The following is a 23217-nucleotide window of genomic DNA, read 5'->3' on the forward strand; positions in this document are numbered from 1 at the left end:
CCTTACTTCGCGGCGGCGTTTTCTGCGTCTTGTACTTTTTGGATGGCGTCGCCCACTTGCTGCGGCGTAGCCTTGCCTGCGATGAGCTTTTGCAGCTGCGTCTCGGTCTCGGTGTAAACCTTGGACTGCACGACGGAGTCGAAGTGCGGGAACGTCTTGCCCGCGGACTTCAGCACGTCGAGCACTTGCTTGAGCAGCGGGTCCGTCACTTGCGCGATGGACGCGTCGGACAGCTGCATCGAAGGCAATACGCCGTCCTCAAGCAGGCCGCGAAGCTGCATTTCGTCGGAGTACATATTTTTGATAAACGCCTTGACGGCGGCGAGCTCGTTGTCGTTCAGGTCGGCGGAGAAGCCGTAGCCTTCGCCGTAGTTGGCGTTGACGGCCGTCTGGTCGCCTTTGCCGTTGGGCACTGCCGGCAGCGCCACATAAGCGACCTTGCCCGCAATCGCCGCGCCGACGGCGTCGTTCTTGAACGCCGAGTTGCGCCAGGAGCCGTCGAACATCATACCGGCTTTGCCGGCGACGAAGTCGTTCAGCATGTCGCCGTATTCCTTGCCCAGCTCGCCTTTCGTGAAGTAGCCCTTCTTCTCCCAGTCGGCGTACAGCTGGTAAGCGGCTACGACGTCCGGGGAGTTCCACTTCGCTTCGCCGGACTTGAAGCCCGGAATGGCGGCTTCGCCCGCGACGCGGCCGATCAGCGTGTTCACGAGCATATTGGGCACCCACGCGCCCTTGGAGCCGACGGCGAACGGCGTGATTTTGTTCTGCGCCAGCGTGTCGGCCGCTTTGACGAGATCGTCCCACGTGGTCGGCGGATTCAGGTTATACTTCGAGAAGAGCTCGGTATTGTAGAAAATGCCTTCGGTATTGCCGCCGATCGGCAGGCCGTACACCTTGCCGTCAACGGAGAAGGAATCGAGCACGTTCAGGAACTTGTCTTTGATGCCCAGCTCGTCAAGAATCGGGGTCAGATCGAGCAGGCGTCCGGCTTTGGCGTATTTCTGCGCGTCGCCGGCGCCGCCGAACAGCGAAAATACTTTAGGCGGATTGCCCGCGGCCATTTCGGCCGGCAGCTTCGTGAAGCGATTGACGCTGTCTTCGACGCCGTCGAGTTCGAATTTCAGTCCGGGCACTTCGCTTTCCGTCTTTTTGACGACGTCGTCGAGAATCGCCTTGCGGAATTTTTGCGGCTCGCCGATCTGAATGTGGCGGAGTGAGACCGTGAAGTTTTCTACCTTTGCAGGCTCGGAAGCGCTGGCCGAAGGCGAAGCGGACGCCGAAGCCGTAGCGCTGGGGCTGGACGACTCGCTTGCCGAAGGAGATGCGGCGCCGTTGTTGTCATTGTTACCGCCGCAGCCTGCCAGCACCGCGGACATGGCGACCGATGCAGCCAATACGGAAGTCAGTTTCTTTTTCACTCGTTGACCCTCCCAAGATTTGGTTTGAATTGGTTCGATTTGACTTCTTCATTGTAGAATGAATCGGCCGATATGTAAGGACGTCAAACCCCTAACCGGGGGATACAATTCTATAGTAGCCCTATGATAGCCAAAAGGACGCGCCCGGACGCGCTCTCCTGCTGCGCTCGTCCGATATCGCGTCCTTTTTATGTACCGCCGTTTGCTGCGAAGTCAGGCTTCGCGCCGGGGCGCAGCCATCGGCTAGAGGCGGAACGTGCCTTTCCCGATCGTGTCGTCGCCCCACAGGAGCTCGACCTCGTCGCCGTCGGATAAACGGCCCACGCCAGCCGGCGTTCCTGTGAAGAGCAGATCGCCGGGACCGATGCCGTACAGGCCGCCGACGTGCGCTGTAAGCGCGGCGAGATCGAACACCATATCGTTCGCGTCGCCACGCTGCACTTCTTTGCCGTTCAGCCGCATCGCAAAAGTACGTCCCTGCGTCTCCGCCTCCGCTTCATATGGCAGCCAATCGCCAAGCGGCGCGGAATGACGGAAGCCCTTGGCCGCAAGCCACGGATATCCCTTCTCCTTCAAATCGTCCTGAACGTCGCGCAGCGTAAGATCGAGACCGGCCGTAAAGTGCGAATACAGCTCGTGCAGTGCGATGCCGGGTTCATAGTGCCTGCCTGCGATCCAGACAAGTTCGGCTTCATAATGAACCGCCCCGCGGTCGGCCGGCAGCGTTATGGTCGTACCGTCCAACCGTACGGCGGCATGCGACGGCTTGGCGAATATCATCGGAGAAGCGGGCACCGCATTTCCCAGTTCGGCGGCGTGCAAGCGGTAATTGCGTCCGACGCAGTAAATATTGCGGCAATCGGCTGTGCCAGGGATCGTCATGCTGCAGTCTCCTTATTTAACGGCCGCGAGCCAGCGGTCCGGATAATTCGTGCATAGCTGAAAAGATTGCGAATAGGCTGCGAGCTTGCCAAGCTCCCGCTGCTCGTTCACCGTCCATGCCATGACCTCGATGCCGGCGGCTTCGGTCTGCGCGAGCAGCGCGACGTTCACGTACTTGTGGTTAATCGACAGTACCTTGGCGCCCAGCGATTCGAGAACGGCGGCAATGTTGGAAGGCCGCTTGTCCAGAATAAGTCCGGTTCGCGTGCGCGGCGCATGGCGCCTCGCGGCGAGCAGCAGCGCGTGGTCGAAGGACGTCAGGATCGAGTCCTCCTCGCGCCCCGCCGATTGCAGCTGCTCTCCCACCTTGCGAGCGAGCAGGTCCTTGTCCGACTCCCCGTCTTTGAGTTCAATATTCAGCCTGCATCTGCCGGCAGTCAGCTCAAGCACCTGCGAAAGCGTCGGGATGCCTTCGCCCGCATACATGCGGTGAAACCAGCTGCCCGCATCCAGCGCGGCCAGCTCAGACGCGGTTTTGTCTCTCACCCTCGCCTTGACGCCGGCCGTCCGTTTGAGCGACGCGTCGTGAATTACGACGGGAATCTCGTCCTTCGACAGGTGTACGTCAAGCTCGATCCACTTAACCGCAGGCTCGCTAAGCGCCAGTCTGAATGCGGCCATCGTGTTCTCCGGTGCTGCGCCGGACCAGCCGCGATGCGCGACGCAGGGATGCAAAGCGGCCTTTTCAGTCTCGTACATGCGGTTCGTCCTTTCGTTATGAGCCATGCACCGATTACTTAGCCGTAATGCGGCCGTTCGAATCGACGGTCGCGCGATAAGACACCTTGTTCAATCTGGCCAACAGCGCTTTGCCCTGCTCCGGCTCCATCGGTCCGGGCTGCGAAGCCTTGGCATACATCGGATCGAACTTCAGCCGGCAATTGCCGTCCGCAGCGCATGTCGCGGTCAACACGCCGGTATCCTGCGTCTTGGAGTACTCCTGCTTCGTGGTGAAAACGAAATTGCCGAGGCTGTATGCAATCCATTTGCCTTTGTAAGCTTCAAAGCCCTGCAGCACATGGGGATGGCTGCCGATAATCAGGTCGGCGCCCGCGTCGATCAGCGTATGGCCGACGTTGAACTGCGCGTCTTTTGGCGTATCCGCCCGCTCGTTGCCCCAATGGACCATCACGACGACGATGTCCGCGAGCTCGCGCGCCTTCTTGACCGCCGCTACGGCCCGGGTCGTATCGTAAGTCTCGGCGACACCGGGATGATCGGGTCCTGCTTTCCACGAGCCCTCGGGCACGACGTTGGAAACGCCGATATAAGCGACCATCAGGCCGTTATGCTCGATGTAGACGGGCTCGAACGCTTCCTTTTCGTCCGCGCCCGACCCCATATGCTTGAGCTTGATGTCGTCGAGCGCATCCATCGTGTCGCTTAAACCCTGCCAGCCCTGATCGAGCGTATGGTTGTTGGCGAGACTGACGACGTCCAGTCCGGCATTTTTGAGTCCTGCCAGGTACGCCGGCTTGCCTTTGAATACGAATTGTTTGTTCTCCGCGGGCGTGCCGCGCGTCGTGATCGGCGCCTCAAGGTTGCCGGCCGCGATATCTGCCGACTCCAGCAGCGGCTTCGCCAGCTTGAACGGGTAATCCACGCCGTACTGGTCGATAAGCTTGCCGACGGTGGACGCAGGTAAAATATCGCCGACGAAGGCTAGCGTGACGGTCGCGCCCGTTGGCGCCGAGGTGCCTGGATCGTTTGTAGTCCCAGTCTCAGGCGTGGCCTCCGGCTCTTCGGTAGAGGGAGAAGCCGTTTCTGCAGGCGCGCCCTCATCCGGCTGATCTACTTCCCCATTATCGTCAGGTTCGGACGAAGGCGCGGAGTCAGGCGTCTCTGCAGGCTGAGAAGATTCGACAGGCGATGCCGTCGCATCGTCCGGCGGCGAACTCGCGGACGCGGAGGCAGATGCGGACGAGGTGGAGACCGGCGGCGCAGGCGGCGACGCATCTCCGTCTCCGTTGCCCGCCAGAATGGCCGCGTACACGCCCACCGCCGCGATCAGCGCTACGGCAAGCGCGCTGATCGCGACGATAGGCCAGCGGCGTTTTCGCTTGGCTTTTTGCTTGGATTGAACGCGGGAATAAGGCATTCAGATAAGACCTCCGACGATCGCTTAATGCCCGTTATTATAACATAGACTCGAGCCTCGAGGCGAAGCCCCCATCCGGTCGATCGGGCCGTCGACGCAAAGAAGCCGCAAACGGCGCAGCGGCTGAATGCGGCAAAACAAGTCAAAAGCTTTCTTTCAAAGGCTACTTTTCATAGTCCAGCGTTCACGAGCATGGGTATTCGCCGACGGTCACGGGCAACCGTCCAAGCGCCGGCAATCTGCCGGCCAATACGCCCGCAAGCGCGGACATCATCGCCGGCTTGTTCTCGTATGCGCAAATATAGACGGGAACCGCCGGCGCTTCCAGCAGATCGTAGGGCGTGCGCAATGACGTCAGGACAAATGCCCGCCCCGCCGCGTCAGCCGACTCGTACAGCGACCGAATAAGCGCAGACTGACTCTGGGAGAAGCATGAATCGTAGGAAGCGAACACGATCGCATCCATTTTTTCTGCTGCAGCCGTTACATCCGCACGCTCTACTTCCGTCGGCTCGAGACCGATCGCGATCTCGGCGACGTCCAGCCCCTCCGCGCGGAGCGCCTCGCCGAGCGTCCAGCTCTGTTCGACCGCTTCGACGACCTCGGTGCTCGCGCGGGCCTCCGCCCAGACGACGAGGTGACGGACGCCAGGGCGAAGCGGGAGCCGCTCCTCGCCTTTCACGACCGTCACAGCCTGCTCGCTCAGCTTGCGCGCCGCCGCTGCTGCCTTCGTTGGGTCCGGGGCCGCAGGATTCGTCCCCGCGAACAGCCCGCGCCTCTCCTTCAGCGCCCGAACGCGACGGACGGCTTCTTCGATGCGGGACGCGGGGATTTCGCCCGCCAGCACCGCCTCGTACACCGCTTCGAGCGCCGCGACCTGCCGGTCGAGCCGATGGCTGACGAGGATGAGGTCCGCGCCGCCTTTGACTGCTTCGACCGCGCCCCTCGCGACGCCGATCGTCTCCGAGATGGCATTCATCTCCAGGCAGTCGGTTACGACGACGCCTTCATAGCCGAGCTGATCGCGCAGCAAGCCGGTCAGAATGCGCTTCGACAGCGTCGCAGGCACGCCGTCGGGCTCATACGCCGGAAAAACGACGTGCGCCGTCATGATCGCGTCGACGCCGGCTGCAATGGCGGCCCGAAACGGCACGAGCTCGACCGCGTCCAAGCGATCGCGCCCATGCGGCACGACCGGCAGTGCGTGATGAGAGTCGGCAGCCGTGTCGCCATGTCCCGGAAAATGCTTGGCAACGGCCGCAATGCCGCTTTCCTGGTAGCCGCCAATCGTTGCCGTGCCGAGCTCGGCCACCTTATGCGGCTTCTCTCCGTATGAGCGTATGCCGATAACGGGATTGCGCGGATTGTTGTTTACGTCCAGACACGGTGCAAAGTTCATATTGATGCCTAAGGCCCGCAGCTCCGCGCCGGCCCGCATGGCGGCCTCGCGGGCCAATTCGGCATGCCCGGCCGCGCCGATGGCCATCGCGCCGGGCATGACCGTTACGCCGTCTTCCAGGCGGACGACCATGCCTCCCTCCTGGTCGATCGAGATCAGCAGCGGCACCGCGGCTTTTTCCTGAAGCGACTTCGTCAGACTGGCGACCTGGGCGGCATCCTTCAAGTTGCGTCTGAAATAAATGACGCCTCCAAGCCCGTATGCCTCGATCAGCCGACAAATGCCGTCGGTAGGCACATGCCCGTCAAATCCGCATATGAACAGCTGGCCGACCTTTCTCTTCAAATCCAAATCTTCCGGGCCTGCATTAAGATTCGACATCGCTGTTCTCCTTCGCTGCGCCGCGAGATGATCGGCCGGGTTCGATTTGACCCTGCGCCAATGTCCTGCCCTGGGTTTGTTCTCTGTATTCGGAAGGCAGGAATCCGGTATATTTGCTGAATACGCGGGTGAAATACCTTCGTTCGGCATATCCGACCATCAGGCCGATAGCCGTGATGCTCTTGTCGCTGATGGCAAGCATCGACTTCGCCATTTCCATCCGCTGCTTGGTAACGTACTCGACGAACGTCTCGCCGAATTGCTGCTTGAACAGCAGGCTGAAGTAGCTGCCGCTGATTCCTAAATAGTCGGCCATCGCATCGATGCTGAGCTCCGAGGACAGGTTGCGTTCGATATAATCGCGCGCCGACAGCATCAGGACGTCGCTCGTCTTCTTTTTCATCACATTGTCGATCGAACGGTCCACCAGCCGGTTGATGACGGCCAAGGTCTCGCGGATGCCCGGGTTGCGGTCGAGCTGTTTCCAAAAAGCCGTCTCGTCTTCCCCCTGAATCACGTCCATCGAACGCATTTCACGGAGCAGATGGAGGCACAGATAGTGCAGGATCGGCTGGACCCGTTCGTAAGAAGCGTCAGGGAGCTGACGGAAGCTCTCGTTCAGTTCCCGCAGCGCACCTTCCGTCTTCCGGCGGTCGCAGCGTTTGAGGCCCGTAACCATTTCCTCGATCCGGTCCCACAATCGCTGCGAGTGCTCCGAGTGCGCCTTCGTCCGTTCCGGTACAATAACGGCGTCGTCCAGGCCCGCATTCAAACTGAGCGAGCGCTGCAAAATTTTATAGACGCGCGCCAGCTTCTCCAGCGACACCGGCGCCGGATGGAGCGCCACCCGGATCTGAATCTTGAGATATCGCTCGACGGCTTCTCTAAGCTGACAGCTCCAGTCCTCGCATTGCCCCCTGTCGAACGTTTCAGCCGGCATGCGCTCGATCAGCACGCACCATTCCCCGCTCCTCACCTGCAGGACGGTATACGGAATTTGCAGCGACGACAAAAATTCCTGAAGTACGTTATGCACGGCAAAATTCCAGAGCTTGCGCTCCTTTTCGTCCCAATTGCGCTCCTTCTGCGAATAATCGGCCACGTCTGCGAGCAGCATCGCAAAGTTCAAGTCGCCGCCAGACAACTCATGCTGCTTCAAGAAAGGTTTGGCCGAGCAGCCCCCCACCTCCATCAGCACGTCGTAGAGCACCTTTTCGTAGGCCAGGTGAAATACCTGATGCCATTCCCGCTGAATGTTCTGCTGCTCCGCCTTGCGTTCCCGAATGCCGTCCGCCAGCCTGCTGATCGTCTGACCGAGTTCGTCGTAGTCGATCGGCTTCAGAATATAGTCTTTGACCTCGTACCTTATGACGGACCGCACATAACTGAAGTCCTGATAACCCGTCATCATAATCACTTCGGCGTCTGAGCCCATCTCGCGCAGCCCCTCCAGAAACTGAATGCCGTCCATAACCGGCATGCGGATGTCGCACAGGATCAGCTCCGGGGAATGCTCCCGCGCGAGCGCAAGCGCCGCTTCGCCGTTTTTGGCCGTTCCCGCGACGTCGACGCGCAGCTCCTCCCAAGGAATGACGGCTTGAAGATTTTTTAAAATGTTAATCTCGTCATCCACCAACAACGCCTTTATTCTCACGTTCGCCGCCCCCCGACTCGCTTGGTATGACGCACTTGATGATCGTCCCCTGCCCCGGCGCGCTGCACAGCATCACTCCATAGCTTGAACCATAATGAATCCGCAGCCGATCGGCGACGTTGCCTACGCCCATTCCGCGCCTCTCGCCCGTCTCCGGCGATTCGCCGTACAGCTGCTCGAGCGTCGTCACGCCGCTGGAAGCAAACAAGGCGAGCCGCTCATCCGATATGCCGATGCCGTTGTCCTCCACGTAAAAAACGATGTTTTCATCCTCAAACGCCGCCGACACGCGAATTCTGCCTAAATAATCGATGCCCTCGAAACCGTGCTGAATGCAATTTTCGACGAGGGGCTGAAGCGTGAGCTTCAGGATCGAATGCGCCATCATTTCGGGCGGGACCTCGATCGTATATTCGAACAATTCCTCGAATCGGAACTTTTGAATCTCCAGGTAGCTGCGCAGATGCTCCAGCTCCTGCTCGATCGTGATTTCCTCCTTTTGCGTAATGCTGATCCGGAAAATGTTGCCCAGCCGCTGCACCATTTTGCTCACTTTTCTTCCTTCGTTTTGTACCGCCAAAATGTTAATCGACTCCAACGCGTTAAACAAGAAGTGCGGCTTGATCTGCGCCTGGAGAAGCATCATTTCCGCCTTCCGCTTGCGCCGCTGCTCCATCGTAACGTCGCTCAGCAGCTCCGATACCCGCTCGACGAGACTGTTGAAGCCCTTGGCGAGAATAACCGTCTCGTCGTTGCCCGTCACGGGCACCCGAGTCGTCAGATCGCCCCGCTCCACCTTCCTCATCGCGCCGACGACGCTCACGATAAAGCTGATGGTCCTGCGGACGAACATCAGGTTGAACACGAGCGCGCAGGCCAGACAGCCGATCGTAATCATAACGACGTATCGGAGCATCGATGCGAGGTCCCCCGACAAATATCCCCAGTCCGTCACGGTAACCAGCGTCCAGTCCCCCGTACCAAGTCGTTTGATGTCGCCCAGATTATGCACGGAGACAAGGCTTTTCTCGCCGTCGAACATCATTTTTCGGGTTTGGAAGTTCCGGGACAGGTTCAGCTTGCCGTCCGGGTCCGTTGCGGCGAACGACTGACCTTCCGTTTTTCCCGCGCTGTCGTACACCACGACGCCACCTCGGCCTACAATCAGATAGCGCCTGTCGCCGTCCCCTTCCGTGTTGTAAAAATTAAACGTCCGCGCCAGCTCGGTCATCCCGAAGCGCATCACGAGCACGCCTTTCGGTTTAAGTGTATCGATGTCGAGCAGCACCCGGATTTGCGTGAACAAGTTGTTGGAGCCCGTCAGCCTCGCATCCTCGTTCGGACCGATCCAGACCGGAGCGCCGTTTTTCTTCAGCACTTCGGGGTAGATCGGATTGCTCTCCAAGACATCCCTCGGGATCGGCTCGTCGACGACGAACCGAAGATTCACGACCCTGCCGTCTACGTGATACAGCGTGACCGACTTGATGCCCGGATACGTAAGAAGCACCCTGCCGGTAAGCTTTTGTTTCTCAAGCAACTCTTCGTAATCCCCGCTCTCGGTCTCCTTGGACTTGTCTTGCTTGCCCCCGGTGCTCTGCACGCCCGCGCCAAGCGCCTGCTCCACGCTCTCCACGCTGTCCTCCGTCGTCACCCAGAAGTCCGAGAAGTAATTCGCTTCCTTGATCATATTGTTCAAATTGCGGCCGATCGCGTTCATCGACAGCTCCATTTGATCCGAATATTTCTGCTCCGTAATATGCTGAAAGGTCAAATAAGAGATCGTTCCGAGCACGACGAGCGGCATGATAATAAAGAAAAAAAAGGCGGTAAATACGCGCTTGCCCAGACTCATCGGCCCCAGCCTTTCCCGTGTCCCCATCGCGAGGAAATTGTTCGTCTGACTTCATGGTGTCATTATAGCAGGATGTAAGCGGGCCGTAGTCACATTATAGGGCGCAGTTGCAGGGAGGATAAGCAGGCATTCATATGATCGAGGGATAAAATCGTCTACAAGTCTTGCGGGCACGTTGTACCTTGTTTTTTTGAAATCATACCATTATCCCCGTCGCTCAGAAAAAGCACTTCCGCTTCGTTCGGGTGATTTGAAATTAACAGGAATTTGGAATTTTTCATTTGAAACGAGAACGTTTGTTTGGTATAATTTGCATGTAATCGAGTTTTGATAAAAGGAGCGACTATGCCATGGTGGATGCCCCGATGACAAATGACGAGTTTCTAGCCGCCTTTGGCACGGAGCAAGCCTGTGCCGACGCTTTGTTCAACGCGCGCTGGCCGGACGGATTTAGCTGCTCGGCGTGCGGGGGGGCCCGTTATTATGAGATATCGACGCGACGCCTGCCTTTATACGAATGCGCTTCATGCCGGCTCCAGACCTCATTAATTGTCGGCACGGTTATGGAAGGCAGCCGGACGTCCTTGACTAGATGGTTCCATGCGATCTATTTGTTGTCCCGCACGGATGGCATCAGCGCTCTCCGCCTCAGCAGCTTGATTCTGGTCACCTATAAGACCGCCTGGCTGATGGCCCATAAGATCAGAAATGCCATGTCCGAAGCCGACGCTTCCGTCTTGCTAACCGGCAATGTCCGTATCGACCGCTGTTATTATGGGGACCCGACTTTCGACGATGCGCGTCAGCCGCTGCTGATCGGCGCTGCTTTTAACGATGAAGCTTCGCCCGCTTATATCAAGATCAAGCAACCTCACCCGAGTCATGTTTACGAAAATAATCGCTTTATCAAACCAGAGGGTGTCCAAGCCTTCCACGAAGAGCATACCGATTGCTCTTCCAAGCCTGAAATTTACGGTTATCGCAAAAACAATCCTGCTTTAAGCCTGGTCGCCCGCCAATTTAACGCATGGCTTAACTTGACGTTCAACGGCATCGGGGCCAAGCATTTGCAGCGCTATTTAAACGAATTCGCCTTTCGCCTCAACTGCTCCTATCGAGAAGTCCATGTTTTTCGAGAGACCCTCGCTTGGTGCGCGAACTCACCGGTTGTTACCTATCCGCAGCTTATCGCATATAAACCTATGCTTCAGGTACCTTGGTTAGTTTTTGGAAGTAAAGCCCGTTGGAGAGGCGCGCATTTGTCCCGATGGGGAGCCTGATTTAGAACTATTAAGAATTCATAGTTGTGTTCTTGATTCGCAGGGGTAGTAACAAGGAGATATTGGTATTCCGTCTAAGCGCGGATTCTGTTTGCTATGTCTTCGGGTATTCTTGCATAGCATCCAGACCTGTTTCCTGAGCGACGGGGATAGTGGCATAAAGTTGAAAATAAGAGACAACTATTCGTTATGGGTTTTTATGGAAAAATATCAAAATAGCCGCTTCACCGAAAACGGCGGGGCGGCTATTTGTTTGCTAAGGACGAAGCATTTGGATCGCTGCGTTTTTGCCCATCTCAACGCAATCGGGCAACCCTACCGCATCGAACGGCGCGCCGGTCGCATAGACGCCGGGCAAGGAAGATTCGAGCTGCGCTCGGAGGCTTGCGATAGCATCCGTATGTCCGACCGGGTATTGAGGCATTGAGCGGCGGAGTCTAGTGATCTCGACGAATTCGGGCGCTGCAGTCAATCCCATCAGTTCTCTGAGGTCTCGCCGTACGGCTTCGACGAGGCGGTCATCGGACCAATCGACGCCCGATTCGTCGCCGGCCCGACCGACGTAGCAGCGTATCAGACGTTTTCCGTCAGGTGCGGTATGCTGCCACTTGGCCGAGGTCCATGTGCTGGCCGTGATCGTCCGATGCTCGGAATGGGGAACCAGGAAGCCCGAGCCATCCAGCTTATGCCCGAAGCCTTTCGCATCGAAGCCCATTACGACGTTCGCGACGGAAACGTAATCGATACGATCCAACGCCGAAATGTCGGCATGCGGGCCTAGCAATTCGGCGGCCGTGAATGCAGGCACAGCAAGAAGCACGCGATCGGCTTCGTAAATGGAATCATCGTCCAATTGCAAGGTGTACGTTTGATTCGCAGACGGAATGGTGGCCTCCTGCGCTCGTTCCAAGGAACGTACGCCGACACCGAGTCGAATGTCAGTGCGATAAGCCTGGAGCTTCGCTTGGAGCGACTCGATTAACGTGGACAAGCCGGAACGGAAAGTTAGAAATGCGGTCGGCGGAATCGGATAACCGCCGACCGCCTCCGACCTGGCTGCGGCAGCTTTTGCGCCGGCGGAGGGCGCTTTTTGCTTCGCGTCGATCATGCCGCGAATGACGCTGCCGTACTTGCGCTCCATGTCCGCAAACTGCGGAAATGTGGCCTTAAGACCAAGCTTATAGAGATCGCCTGCATGTATGCCTGCTAGCAGCGGCTCGGCGATCGCTTCGACCATCTCACGACCGAGCCGTCTCTCGAGGAAATCGCCTACAGACTCGTCTTCATCGGACGTTCTGGGCGGCAGACGAAGCTCGTCGAGCGCCCGCAGCTTGCCTTGCGGCGACACGAGCGAGTTTTGCGCGAACGCGCCGAGGTCGTTCGGAATGCCCAGATTAAGACCTTTGGGCATCGGCCGGAGCTTGCCGCCATGGGCAAGATACGTCTTTACAGCAGCCGGATTCGTACCGACCAGCTCATCCAACAGTCCGAGGTCTTTGGCCAGATGCAGCATCGGAAGCTTGCGCCCAAGAAAGGAATCCGGCCCCCGCTCAATTACGAATCCGTCGCGCCTAAGCGTATTGACCTTCCCGCCAAGCCTATCCGACGATTCGAAGAGGGCAACGCTTGCACGGACGCCCGCTTCGTCGGCCAGCCTGCAAGCGTAAAAGGCGGCTGTCAACCCGGTCAACCCGCCGCCTACGATCGCGATTCGAAGCGAACGGTCCCCGCTCATGGTTGGGACTTTCCGGCGGTATCGGTCTTTGCATCGAATCCGCCGACCGTGCCGATAACCGAATCCGCAAGCGCCTGCATGTACTTGGGATCGTCATTGAGCATTTGAATGCGATCCAAGGCAAGCCCCAGCTCCGACGCATGGCGTTTTGCCTCGATATCGATATCGTACAGAACCTCCAGATGGTCGGAGACGAATCCGACCGGCGTCACGAGCACGAAGTTGACGTTCTCCTTGGCAAGCCCGTTCAGCGTCTCTAAAATATCAGGACCGAGCCATGGCTGGCCCGTCTGGCCGGCGCTCTGCCACGTGAATTGCCAACGGGAAATTCCAGCGGCTTCGGCGACGGCCTTCGACGTCTCGAGCAGTTGATCCTGATACGGGTCGTTCATCTCAAGAATTCGGGCGGGCAGACTATGAGCGCTGAACAGCACCAATCCTTCGTCTGCGGACACGCCTGCCTTCACCAATCCGGCATTGACCCGCTGAGCCAACGCATCGATCAGCACCGGATGAAGATGATAGCTCTCCACGCCCGCGAAGGCGATCTCGTGCCGCTCGGCCGCTTCCCGCGCTCTCTTCAAATATCCGCCGACACTCATCGACGAATATTGGGGCGTCAGCACGATGCCTACGGCTCTCTCGATGCCGTCACGGGCCATGGCCGCGATGCCGTCTTCGATAAAAGGCGACGCATGCTTTAAGCCCTGATAGCAAACGTAACGTCCTTGGCCCCCCAGCTCATCCAACCTGCGCTGCAGCGCCTCAACCTGCCGGTTCGTATTTTCCCGCAGCGGAAAAACGCCGCCTACGATCGCGCGGTACCTGGACGTCAGATCCTCCAGCTGTTCCTCCGTCGGCGGATGCCCCCGCCTGATATGCGTATAATAAGCCTCGACGCCTTCCAAGCTCTCTGGCGTGCCGTACGACATAACAAGGACGCCAATCGGCGCATGGTCGGAAACGCTCATAAGGATACCTCCGATGCCAGCTTCTGGCCGGTATAGTCGTGGACGTAATCGGTCAGTTCTTTTAACTTCTCGAGCGAGGCTTCCGGAAACAATCCGTGACCCAGATTAAAAATGAAGCCCGGCTCGCGCATGCCTTCGTCCAAAATGGCACGCGCTTTGGCGTGAATGACTTCCTGCGGCGCGGTCAGCACGTACGGGTCGAGGTTGCCTTGAACGGCGAACCGGCCGCCGGTGCGCGCGCGGCCTTCGGAAATGGATACGCGCCAATCGAGTCCGATTACATCGGCTTGCAGGCTTTTCATATAAGGAAGCAGCTCGCCGGAACTCACGCCAGGGAAATAAATCTTCGGGATGGCGATATCCGCTGTCTGCGCGAAGATTCGCTCGACGTGAGGCAGCACGAATTCGGCAAAATCCTGCGGCGCAAGCGCGCCAACCCAGCTGTCGAACAGCTGTACCGCTTGCGCGCCGGAGGAGGCGTGCGCGCGCAAATATGCGGCGGCCATATCGGCGAGCTTGCCCATCAGCTTGTGCCAAACCGCCGGCTCGCCGTACATCAACGCTTTGGTTCGAATATAGGATTTGGAAGGGCGTCCCTCCACGATATAGCTGGCCAGCGTGAACGGCGCGCCGGCAAACGTAATCAAAGGCACGTCGAGTTCCCGGCTCAGAATGCCGATCGTCTCGAGGACATGTCCCAGATCCCGCTCGACATCGATCGGTTTCAAACGATCCACGTCAGCCTCAGAGCGGACCGGGTTGTCGATAACCGGGCCGATATCCTTGACGATATCGAAATCGATGCCGATGGAAGCGACCGGATTCATGATATCGGAGTAAAGAATCGCGGCGTCCACGCCAAGCTTGCGTACGGGCATCATCGTCACTTCAGCCGCGAGTTCAGGTTGCCGGCAAATCTCGAGCAAGCTGTATTTCTCTTTGATTTTGCGGTAATCGGGATCGTATCTTCCGGCTTGGCGCATATACCAGACCGGCACCCGGTCGACGGGTTCGCGCCTGCATGCACGCAAGAAGCGGTCATTCATATTGCAGTATCCCCTTTATGTAATAGGATGGGTCCCGAACAATAAGCGATCATTCGGTTTTATTATGCCCTTTTTGACCGAACGTCACAACCTTCCGCTCTCGTACCTTATGACAATCCGTTGACAAACCGTTAATTATCTCATGTGGAAGAGCGAGGTGCGAGATTGGATCGCTGGAAAATCAATTTAGCTGTGCTGTGGATCGGAAATTTCCTGGTGATGGCCGGCATGACGATGATCACGCCTTTCCTGTCCCTTTACCTGCAGCAGGATCTCGGCGTCGTAGGCGAGCATGCAATCGGCGTCTGGGCAGGGCTCATTTTCGCGGCGAATTTCGTCACTTCTTTTTTCTTCCAACCGCTCTGGGGCAAGCTATCCGACCGTTACGGACGTAAAGTGATGCTGCTGCGCTCGGGGTTCGGCATGTCGATCGTGATGGTGCTGATGGGCTTCGCGGCGACGCCGCTCCATCTGCTGCTGCTCCGCATGGCGAACGGCATTATTTCCGGGTATTCCCCAGCAGCCGTCTCGCTCGTCTCCGCCTCGACGCCCAAAGAGAAGATTGGCTTCGCCATGGGAACGCTGCAATCCGGCGGCACTGCCGGCACGATCCTGGGACCTCTGATCGGCGGATTATTGGCCGATACGTTCGGGTTTCGGCCGATCTTCTATATTACAGGCTCGCTCATGTTCGCCGCTTCCGTGCTTTCCTGGCTCCTCGTGCGCGAACGCTTCGACCGGAAGGCCGCTCGCATCGCCCCCAGTGTCAGTCTGGCTTCGGGGCTGCGGGAGCTCGCGGCCATCCGGCAACTGCCGGCGCTGTTCTCCGTCACCTTTCTGATCCAGTTCGCGATGCTGAGCCCGATGGCGCTCATCCCGATCTTCGTCCAGCATTTGCACGGCACGACCGAAAATCTCGCCTTCTGGGCGGGGTTCGTCGGCTCGGTGACTGGCTTTTCCAACATGATCAGCGCACCGCTCCTTGGAAGGCTGAGCGATCGCAAGGGCGCCACGCGCGTCCTTGTCTATTCGCTGCTCGGCGCCGGATTGCTGTTTATTCCCCAAGCCTTCGTGGCGAACGTGGGCCAACTGCTCGTCTGCCGTTTTTTGCTGGGCTGCTTCGTGGGCGGACTCATCCCGACGGTCAACGCGCTCATTCGCCGCCATACGCCCGACGACAAAGTGAGCATGGCGTTCGGCTTCAACAGCAGCGCCGTCGCGCTCGGCAACATGGCCGGCCCCGTTATCGGTGGCGCCCTGTCCGGCTTTATCGGCATCGAAGGCCTCTTCCTGGTCTCCGCCGCCGCGCTTCTCGGCACTTCGCTATGGGCGAAAAGCTCGCTCGTTAAAGGAGCGTCAAGCGCGCCTAGCGGACCATGAACAACGCGAGACCGTCATAGGACGGCAAGTGTGTGCCGAGCAAGCGGGGATCGGTCGCCAGACGGCGATTAAAGTCCCGCACCGCTTGGACGGCCGGCCCTTGCTTCCCTTCGTTTAATGTACGCCCTCTAAGCAGCGTATTGTCGGCCGCAATTAACGCGCCGGGCACGGCAAGACCGATCGCTCGCTCGAGATAGTTCGGATAATTTTCCTTGTCGGCGTCAATGAAAAAAAAGTCGAACCGCCGTCCTGATGCCATGAGCTTGTCCAACGAAGCAAGCGCGTCTCCTACGATCATTTCCGCGCAATCGCCGTAGCCCGCTTCCGCAATATTTGCAGTCGCCAGCTCGGCATATTCGGGCTTCAGCTCGAGCGATGTCAGCTTGCCGCCCTCCGTCAAGCCGCGGGCCAGACATATGCCGCTATAGCCGGCCAGCGCGCCGATCTCCAGCACCGCCTTGCATCGCGCCGCGGCGACCAGCATCGTCAGCAGCCTGCCATACCCAGGCGCCACCGATATATCGGGCATTCCCCGTTCCCGGATCGACTCGCTCACGCGAACAAGGTCTGCGTCCTCGTCGAACAATCCGTCGAAGTACGCTTCGGGACTGACCGCCCTTTCATCTTCCCTGCTATCCGTCACGCGCTTTTCCTCCCTCGAATACTGAATTCACGACCTTTACCTAAGCGAACAAAATTATATACGTTGTCCGCCGATCCTGCAAAATGCAGCATAGTTCGCACGTGAAAAAAAAGTGTGGAAGCGTTATACTGTTTTTTGTGTGTAAACGCGTCATTTTTACTGTGTAAAAGCGTGCGCGAAGGGGCATGCCCGCAAAGGAATTCTCGGTCCAAGAGGAAAGCGAGGAATCATCATTTCATGACTACGCAGCTTCGTACGACGGCTTTAAAAGGGGTCAAACTGGCGCTTAGAGGTCTGGCCTCCTGGCCGTATTGGGCCGCCATGCTGGTCGTTCTCTCGATCGTATACAAGTTGAATTGGCTTGACCATCAGCTGAACGTCGGGGGCATGAACCAGTGGAAATGGAAGGTTAACTACGGCGCCATGGTCATTGCGACCTTCTGGGTGGTCTGGCTCGGAAGACGGGCGCGCGCGGTATCGCTCGCCTTGCTGGACCTACTACTATCCGTCCTCTTATTCGCGGATTTGGTCTACTTCAGATATTTCAAGGATTTCATTTCCATTCCCGTGCTCCTTCAGGCTAACCAGGTCAGCTCACTAGAAGACAGCATTTGGAGCCTGGTTCATCGCGGAGATCTCGTGCTGCTGTGCGACATTCCGGTCGCGCTCGCCTATGCGGTATGGGCTTGTTGGTACTGGCGCCCTGCGCGAATGGCACGCCGCAACGGAACGATGTCGGCGCGAGTCAAGTCCTGTTCCCGCCTCATGCTGAACACCGCGTTGGCCAGCGTCCTGCTAGCAATGGGCATCACTATGATCGTCGGCCCGGTGAATCAGCAGAAAAACGGCTGGGCCAGCGGACTTTTCGTCGGCAATTGGTGGAACATCCCGATCTATAATGTGACGGGGCTGCTCGGTTTCCACGGCTACGATACGTACCGGTACGCGAAGGAGCATTGGTTCAGCGGGGGCGTCAGCGAATCGCAAATCCAGGAAGCCAAGGACTGGTTCGACGACCGCAAGCAGCTTCAGGAGCAGGCCGAAACGGAGCCGCTGTACGGGGCCGCCGCGGGAAAAAATATTTTAATGATCCAAGCCGAAGCCTTTCAGTCGTTCCTCATCGGCCAGTCGGTAGGCGGACATGAGATTACTCCGAACCTGAACGCGCTGATCGGCAAAAGCTTGTATTTCTCCAACTTTTATCATCAGACCGGACAGGGCCGCACGTCGGACGCCGACTTCCTGACCAGCTGTTCGCTCCATCCGATGCCGACGGGATCCGTGTTCATTCGATTCGCGGACCATGACTTCAACTGTCTGCCGGAGATCTTGAATGCCCAGGGCTACGATACGACGGTCCATCACGCGTACGACGGCAGCTTCTGGAACCGCAACAATATGTACCACAACATGGAATACGGCAAGTTTTACAGCATCAAGGATTTCGACGACGACGAACCGCTCGGCTGGTCGATCGGCGACAAAACGTTCCTGCAGCAAACGGTCGATCAGATCAAGGAACGCGGCGCCTCGCCGTTCTATGCTTTCGCGATTACCATTTCCGGTCATCATCCTTTTAATCTGCCCGACTACAAAACCGAATTCGAAGTCGGCGACTTCGACGGCACGACGTTCGGCGACTACCTCAAGGCTGCGCACTACGTCGATGCCGCAATCGGAGAGCTCGTGGACCGGTTGAAGGAGGAAGGGCTGTGGGAAGACACGGTGCTCATGCTTTACGGGGATCACGACAATTCACTATACGATAAAAAGCCATACGAGCAGCTGCTCGGAAAATCGCTGTCCGACGAAGAGATGGATGCAATCATCCGCAAAGTCCCTTTCTTCATTCACTTCCCGAACGACGAACATGCCGGCGTCAGCGAAAAGGCGGTCGGGCAGCTCGATACTGCTCCAACCATCCTGCAGATGCTTGGCATCCCGATGGGAGACAACAAGATGATGGGCGTCAGCATGCTGTCCGCCGCCGAAAAGCCCGTCGTCTTCCGGACGGGAGGGTTCACGGACGGCAAGGTATACTATATGCCTTCGAACGGCGGCATGGACGATGCGGGATCCTGCTACTCGCTCGCGGAAGGCAATGCGACGGACGTGTCCGCGTGCACCGCAGGCAAGGAAGCCGCCGAACGGGAGCTTCGCGTCTCCGACGTCGTCGTCGAGCACGATCTGCTGCCGGAGCTCAAAAAGAGAAACGACTGAGGCGCGAAAACAGGATTGACCGCCCCAAAAAGGATCCACAAACTCGCATAAGGAAATAAACGAATGAAAAAAGAGCGCTCCGGCTGCATGAGGCGGGGCGCTCTCTTTATGATTTGCGGGCTTTGATAAACGGCTTAACCTTCTCGAGCGCCTCGTCTTCGGTCGGCGCGGCGATGTACCGGCCGTTGATGAAGATAAACGCCCGCTTGGCGCAAGGGCCGCAGTAAGACTTGCAGCCGACGCGAATCTCGGCCGCCGGGTCCAGCTTCTGCAGCTTGCTAGTTAAGGTCTTGACCCGGGTATGGTTGCACTTGTCGCAAATGCGGATGTCGTTGGGGCTCGGGCCCGCATGGGGGTCCGCGGCAGGAATAACGCGGACCTCCGGGGGCGCCGCCCGATCAATGATCGCCATGGTTCCCCTTGCTCGGATTCGTAATCACGAAGCCTTCTTGCGGAAAATAGAGGTAGTCGATCTTGACGCCGTCAAGCAGCTCGGCGCCCTTAGTCAGCAGTACGTCGATACCTTTATCAGTAGAGACGATCTCGTCGTCCGCGGTCGGCTTGGTCATATCCAGGCCGTAGTGGGCGTGATCGCCGTGGCTATGCGTAATCAGAACGCGAAGATACAAGCCTTCGTTCTCCGGCTTGTCCATCTCGAGCTTCAGGATCTTGGCCGCATTGCGCGTAATCTTGCATTGCATGATCGTATTCACTCCAATCGTCGGCATCTCTCCCTGCGGTTGACATGCCTCGCCGGGGAGATCATGTTCTATTGTATAATCACCGAGGACTTAAGTCCAGCGCTTCCGTAAGCAGCCGCAAACAATCGTCGTACATGTCCTCGAAAGCCGAGACCGGCAGCGGATTGCGCCCGCAGCCCGCCTCGACCGTAAAGCCGGGACGGCGATACCGGGCGATGAACCAGTCCTTGTATCCCGCATCGCTGCCCGTCAGTGCCAAAGGCCGGTAGCCAGAAGCGAGGCCGAGACGGTGCGCCCACTCCTTCGACTCGGGCGGCTCGAGTCCCCCGTAATTCCAATAGATCTCCTCGCCCTGCGTATGAAGCGCGATGACCGCGTCGAAGCACTGGTCCTCCGTAAACTTGGCGAGCGCAGCCGCCTCCGGTTCGGAGAGCGGCGCATCGCCGCTGTAATCGCGCGGCGCAGGCCCATGCACCCCGCGCCGGAGGCGCTCTTCCTCCCAACCGGCCGGAAACTGGTCGTTCAGGTCGACGCCTCTCGCATTGGCCTTCCAGTTGCGAAAGGAGGCGGAGCCGCGGTTCCATCGGCCGATCCGCGCAGCCAGCGGGTGGTTCGGACGCAGCCCCTCCTGCACGAGTTCGACGCCGTCGGGATTGACCATCGGCACGACCCACAGGGTCGTCCGCCGATACAGATCGGCCGCATCGAACCCGCCGATCTGCAGCTTGCGCCGGCAAGCCCGGCCGTAATCCTCCAGGAAACGCATCGCGATCAGCGACGTAATCCATTCATTGGCGTGCATGGCCGCATTCAGGTGCCAGCGGAAGGGGCCGTCGCCAATGCCTGCAGCGAATATCGGCTTGCCCATGACGCTGGTCCCGATCGTCGTCGTCTTGATAAACGGAAACGCGCTAACCAACCGCTTCAGATCGACCGCCACATGGTCAGGCCCATAGGCGTAGGAAGGCAAAACGATGCGGCTGGCTGCCTGTACCGGCAGCGCGAGCCGCATCCCCGCCGCCGGCTCGGCGCCCGAAGGCAGCTGCGGATTGAGCGCCCTCAACCGGCTATCCGTGCAGCCGAGCCATTCGGCGATCGCTGCCAGCGAATCGCCGGGCTGCATGACATATATCCGCTTGCGCATCGGATCCGCAGGCACATACAGCAGCTCGCCCGCACGGATCGGCTCGTCGGCGGGACGCTGCGGATTCGCCCGGGCGAGCTCTTGTACGCCCACATGGGCCGCGCGGGCAATCGATCTGTACGTATCCCCTTGGACGGCCACGTATTCTTCCATACGCATCTTACGATCCCTCCCTGCGTTTGTTGCGCGTACGCTTCGTGCCCGCGTTCATTCGCGTCGATGCGGTATATTTTTGTATGCCGTAGCAGTTGGGGATATGACGCCGAAGGACGCAGAAGACGCTGAAGACGCCGAAAAACAAAAACAAAGCCCTCCGGCCGTCCAAAGACGACTGAAAGGCTTCTGTAATTGGATTGCTTATGCGCCGATATGCGGCACCTGCCAGACGACCGGCGTCAGCCGGATCTGCTCGCCGAGCCAGGTCTGGGCGATCTCCCGGAACTTCGCCGGATCGCCGCTGCAGAAAAACTGATGCAGCGGTGCGCTGTCCGCCTCCGCAAGTTGGCCGGACCGCTCCAGAATCGTGCGGATCTCTCTGGCGGTCTCGTCGGCCGAGCTGATGAGCGCGACGCCAGGTCCCATGGCCTCGGAGATCGCTTCTGCGAGGAACGGATAATGGGTGCAGCCCAGAATCAGGCTGTCCAGATGCTTGCCCCGCAGCGGTGCGAGCGACGACTCTACGATCTCTTGCGTCCGCTCGGATCGGAAGTTGCCGTCCTCCACCAGCGGCACGAAGCCCGGGCAGGCGCGGCTGACGACTTGAACGCTGCCGCCCGACAGCATATTCAGCGCCGCCTCGTAGGCGCCGCTGCGGATCGTACCCTCGGTTCCGATGACGCCGATGACGCCCGTACGCGTACGTCCAAGCGCGGCGCGCGCGCCCGGACCGATGACGCCCACGACCGGTACGGAGACGCGGCTCGTGATATCCTCGAGGGCTACCGCGGTCGCCGTATTGCAGGCGATGACAATCATTTTAGGATCGAATTGGATGAGATAATCGACAATCTCCCGGGTAAATTCGACCACTTGCTCGGCGGAGCGGGATCCGTAAGGTGTGCGCGCCGTATCGCCGAAATATAAAATCTTCTCTCGGGGAAGCTGACGCATCACTTCTTTGACGACTGTCAGTCCGCCCACGCCGGAGTCCAGGACTGCGATCGCTTGCTGCACGAGAACACCGCTTTCTGCTAAGGAGATGACGAATCTAGATAAATTATGAGATTTTCGCGCAAAAGGTACCTACATATTAGCGCATATTCGGATGCGGTTCAAGGCATGGAGCGGCGCCGCCCGGACGTGCCGGACGGCGCCTTCATGACGTTCCTGCGGGCAAGTCGAACTCAGATCGCCTCGTCGTCGGCAGAAGCGGTCTCGTTGTCCCCGGCCTTCTTGCCGAACTTGGCGCGAACGCCGCCGGCCCAATCCGCTGACTTCTTCGCCACCGTCTGCGCGGCGCTGCCTGCCGCCTTGCCGAGGTCGGCTGTCTTCGTACCGACAACCTGAGCGGTGTCGGCGATATCCTTGCGAAGCTCCTTGCCGGACTTCGGCGCGAACAGCAGTGCTGCGGCCGCGCCGAGTGCGGCGCCGGATAAGGCACCAAAAAGGAATGATTTTACAACCTTGCGTTCCGCCATCTTAAATCCCTCCGATTCTCGAATTCCGTCGTTCCTTGCGTCGGATTCGCGCTTGCGGCGTCAGCCGGTCCTGCCTGCGCCTTCGGAAGGAGAGACTTCGCCGGCCTGTTCGCGTTCGTCCGCGGCATCCGCGATGCCCTGCGTCCAGCGTACGAACCGCCCGCGCCACGCATCCAGAAGCGCCGCCGCGGTCTCGGCCGAACGCGCGGCTGCTTCGCCGAACGCCCTGCCGCCCTCGGCCATCCTGGCCGCGGACCTCGCAGCGCCGCGACACAGCTCAGCGGCCTCCGCAGCGCCGGATGCGAGCCGCCCCATCTGCCGCAGCGATTCGGCTCCCTCCGCCTCGAGCATCCTGGCCGCTTCCCTGCACGCGTTCAGCGCCCGCGCCGCCGACATGCATACGACCAGCGCCGCGACCGCCACCGCCGCAAACATAACCGCCGCCGCGTATCCCGCAACCGTCCAGGCCATCGTCTCTCCTCCTTCCGAAATGAACCTTCGCACGTGAAGCCGGGCATCCGCCCATGCGCTTAAAACAGTATAAGAACATCCTGCACGTCCTGACACAACGGACAAGATATATTTTTCCCGATGGCGCATCCGAAGCCGTTCCGATGGGGCGGCCTCACGGCCGCACGCGTCGCTCTTGTGCAGAAATGCCTGCAAATATACATCTGAGCATTATGATACCTGTACGGATGGCAGTTCTT

At 58.8% G+C, this 23217-nt stretch carries 20 protein-coding genes; 3 read left to right on the forward strand and 17 right to left on the reverse strand.

What is annotated here, in order from left to right; all coding sequences use genetic code 11:
• Window positions 1-2 precede the first annotated feature (2 nt).
• The 7 genes from KB449_RS17410 to KB449_RS17440 all read right to left on the reverse strand — a co-directional run bounded on the left by KB449_RS17410 (window position 3) and on the right by KB449_RS17440 (window position 9750).
• Window positions 3-1421 (reverse strand): extracellular solute-binding protein, encoded by a 1419-nt coding sequence (locus tag KB449_RS17410; protein ID WP_282909577.1) that lies wholly within the window; start codon window positions 1419-1421, stop codon window positions 3-5.
• Window positions 1422-1664: 243 nt separating this feature from the next.
• Complete coding sequence (locus KB449_RS17415; RefSeq protein WP_282909578.1) at window positions 1665-2303, reverse strand: fumarylacetoacetate hydrolase family protein; 639 nt, start codon at window positions 2301-2303, stop codon at window positions 1665-1667.
• 12 nt (window positions 2304-2315) lie between these two features.
• Window positions 2316-3062, reverse strand: coding sequence for a glycerophosphodiester phosphodiesterase (locus KB449_RS17420; protein ID WP_282909579.1), 747 nt, complete (start codon window positions 3060-3062; stop codon window positions 2316-2318).
• Between the two features lie 34 nt (window positions 3063-3096).
• Complete coding sequence (locus KB449_RS17425; RefSeq protein WP_282909580.1) at window positions 3097-4461, reverse strand: CapA family protein; 1365 nt, start codon at window positions 4459-4461, stop codon at window positions 3097-3099.
• A 184-nt stretch (window positions 4462-4645) separates the two neighbouring features.
• Window positions 4646-6241, reverse strand: a complete 1596-nt coding sequence (gene nagZ, locus KB449_RS17430) for a beta-N-acetylhexosaminidase (RefSeq protein ID WP_282909581.1) — start codon at window positions 6239-6241, stop codon at window positions 4646-4648.
• Complete coding sequence (locus KB449_RS17435; RefSeq protein WP_282909582.1) at window positions 6228-7895, reverse strand: response regulator; 1668 nt, start codon at window positions 7893-7895, stop codon at window positions 6228-6230. The genes nagZ and KB449_RS17435 overlap by 14 nt, the downstream gene beginning before the upstream one ends.
• Window positions 7867-9750, reverse strand: a complete 1884-nt coding sequence (locus KB449_RS17440) for a cache domain-containing sensor histidine kinase (RefSeq protein WP_282909583.1) — start codon at window positions 9748-9750, stop codon at window positions 7867-7869. The genes KB449_RS17435 and KB449_RS17440 overlap by 29 nt, the downstream gene beginning before the upstream one ends.
• A 350-nt stretch (window positions 9751-10100) precedes the next feature.
• On the opposite strand from KB449_RS17440, the gene KB449_RS17445 reads away from it, so the two are divergent.
• Window positions 10101-11030 carry an IS1595 family transposase gene (locus KB449_RS17445; RefSeq protein ID WP_282909584.1) on the forward strand — a complete coding sequence of 310 codons (930 nt, stop codon included), beginning with the start codon at window positions 10101-10103 and terminating at the stop codon, window positions 11028-11030.
• Between the two features lie 256 nt (window positions 11031-11286).
• Here the strand turns inward: KB449_RS17445 and hemG are convergent, their stop codons facing one another.
• The 3 genes from hemG to hemE are packed head-to-tail and all read right to left on the reverse strand — an operon-like array spanning window position 11287 to window position 14782.
• Window positions 11287-12765: a protoporphyrinogen oxidase gene (gene hemG / locus KB449_RS17450; protein WP_282909585.1), complete on the reverse strand. Its 1479-nt coding sequence runs from the start codon at window positions 12763-12765 to the stop codon at window positions 11287-11289.
• Window positions 12762-13736, reverse strand: a complete 975-nt coding sequence (hemH, locus tag KB449_RS17455) for a ferrochelatase (RefSeq protein WP_282909586.1) — start codon at window positions 13734-13736, stop codon at window positions 12762-12764. The genes hemG and hemH overlap by 4 nt, the downstream gene beginning before the upstream one ends.
• Entirely contained in the window at window positions 13733-14782 is a 1050-nt protein-coding gene (gene hemE, locus KB449_RS17460) for a uroporphyrinogen decarboxylase (protein WP_282909587.1), read from the reverse strand. The genes hemH and hemE overlap by 4 nt, the downstream gene beginning before the upstream one ends.
• A gap of 165 nt (window positions 14783-14947) precedes the next feature.
• Here hemE and KB449_RS17465 point away from each other — a divergent pair, with 165 nt between their 5' ends.
• Window positions 14948-16162: an MFS transporter gene (locus tag KB449_RS17465; RefSeq protein ID WP_282909588.1), complete on the forward strand. Its 1215-nt coding sequence runs from the start codon at window positions 14948-14950 to the stop codon at window positions 16160-16162.
• Here the strand turns inward: KB449_RS17465 and KB449_RS17470 are convergent.
• The gene (locus KB449_RS17470; protein WP_282909589.1) at window positions 16149-16805 is read right to left on the reverse strand and encodes an O-methyltransferase; all 657 of its coding nucleotides are present in this window, start codon (window positions 16803-16805) and stop codon (window positions 16149-16151) included. The genes KB449_RS17465 and KB449_RS17470 overlap by 14 nt on opposite strands.
• Window positions 16806-17042: 237 nt before the next feature.
• Between KB449_RS17470 and KB449_RS17475 the strand changes: the two genes are divergently transcribed.
• A complete protein-coding gene (locus KB449_RS17475) occupies window positions 17043-19025 on the forward strand; it encodes an LTA synthase family protein (protein ID WP_282909590.1) in 1983 nt (660 codons plus the stop codon).
• A gap of 106 nt (window positions 19026-19131) precedes the next feature.
• Here KB449_RS17475 and KB449_RS17480 read toward each other — a convergent pair whose 3' ends face one another.
• The 6 genes from KB449_RS17480 to KB449_RS17505 form a co-directional block, all read right to left on the reverse strand.
• Complete coding sequence (locus KB449_RS17480) at window positions 19132-19395, reverse strand: YuzB family protein (protein ID WP_282912844.1); 264 nt, start codon at window positions 19393-19395, stop codon at window positions 19132-19134.
• Between the two features lie 28 nt (window positions 19396-19423).
• Window positions 19424-19726: an iron-sulfur cluster assembly accessory protein gene (locus KB449_RS17485; RefSeq protein ID WP_282909591.1), complete on the reverse strand. Its 303-nt coding sequence runs from the start codon at window positions 19724-19726 to the stop codon at window positions 19424-19426.
• Between the two features lie 79 nt (window positions 19727-19805).
• A complete protein-coding gene (locus tag KB449_RS17490; RefSeq protein WP_282909592.1) occupies window positions 19806-21029 on the reverse strand; it encodes a M14 family metallopeptidase in 1224 nt (407 codons plus the stop codon).
• Window positions 21030-21227: 198 nt separating this feature from the next.
• A complete protein-coding gene (gene racE, locus KB449_RS17495) occupies window positions 21228-22043 on the reverse strand; it encodes a glutamate racemase (RefSeq protein WP_282909593.1) in 816 nt (271 codons plus the stop codon).
• A gap of 170 nt (window positions 22044-22213) precedes the next feature.
• A complete protein-coding gene (locus KB449_RS17500) occupies window positions 22214-22507 on the reverse strand; it encodes a YtxH domain-containing protein (protein ID WP_282909594.1) in 294 nt (97 codons plus the stop codon).
• A gap of 60 nt (window positions 22508-22567) precedes the next feature.
• On the reverse strand, window positions 22568-22978 hold the full coding sequence (locus KB449_RS17505) for a hypothetical protein (protein WP_282909595.1): 411 nt from the start codon (window positions 22976-22978) through the stop codon (window positions 22568-22570).
• Between the last annotated feature and the right edge of the window lie 239 nt (window positions 22979-23217).

It is taken from the genome of Cohnella hashimotonis, from assembly GCF_030014955.1.
In the GTDB taxonomy this organism is placed as follows: domain Bacteria; phylum Bacillota; class Bacilli; order Paenibacillales; family Paenibacillaceae; genus Cohnella; species Cohnella hashimotonis.

Bases quoted from the DNA above. Each gene is read 5' to 3' on its own strand.
- hemG (WP_282909585.1), bottom strand. From the start codon at position 12,765: ATGAGCGGGGACCGTTCGCTTCGAATCGCGATCGTAGGCGGCGGGTTG.
- hemH (WP_282909586.1), bottom strand. From the start codon at position 13,736: ATGAGCGTTTCCGACCATGCGCCGATTGGCGTCCTTGTTATGTCGTAC.
- KB449_RS17415 (WP_282909578.1), bottom strand. From the start codon at position 2,303: ATGACGATCCCTGGCACAGCCGATTGCCGCAATATTTACTGCGTCGGA.
- KB449_RS17440 (WP_282909583.1), bottom strand. From the start codon at position 9,750: ATGAGTCTGGGCAAGCGCGTATTTACCGCCTTTTTTTTCTTTATTATC.
- KB449_RS17485 (WP_282909591.1), bottom strand. From the start codon at position 19,726: ATGCAATGCAAGATTACGCGCAATGCGGCCAAGATCCTGAAGCTCGAG.
- KB449_RS17445 (WP_282909584.1), top strand. From the start codon at position 10,101: ATGGTGGATGCCCCGATGACAAATGACGAGTTTCTAGCCGCCTTTGGC.
- hemE (WP_282909587.1), bottom strand. From the start codon at position 14,782: ATGAATGACCGCTTCTTGCGTGCATGCAGGCGCGAACCCGTCGACCGG.
- KB449_RS17490 (WP_282909592.1), bottom strand. From the start codon at position 21,029: ATGCGTATGGAAGAATACGTGGCCGTCCAAGGGGATACGTACAGATCG.
- KB449_RS17505 (WP_282909595.1), bottom strand. From the start codon at position 22,978: ATGGCCTGGACGGTTGCGGGATACGCGGCGGCGGTTATGTTTGCGGCG.
- KB449_RS17500 (WP_282909594.1), bottom strand. From the start codon at position 22,507: ATGGCGGAACGCAAGGTTGTAAAATCATTCCTTTTTGGTGCCTTATCC.
- KB449_RS17420 (WP_282909579.1), bottom strand. From the start codon at position 3,062: ATGTACGAGACTGAAAAGGCCGCTTTGCATCCCTGCGTCGCGCATCGC.
- KB449_RS17475 (WP_282909590.1), top strand. From the start codon at position 17,043: ATGACTACGCAGCTTCGTACGACGGCTTTAAAAGGGGTCAAACTGGCG.
- nagZ (WP_282909581.1), bottom strand. From the start codon at position 6,241: ATGTCGAATCTTAATGCAGGCCCGGAAGATTTGGATTTGAAGAGAAAG.
- KB449_RS17425 (WP_282909580.1), bottom strand. From the start codon at position 4,461: ATGCCTTATTCCCGCGTTCAATCCAAGCAAAAAGCCAAGCGAAAACGC.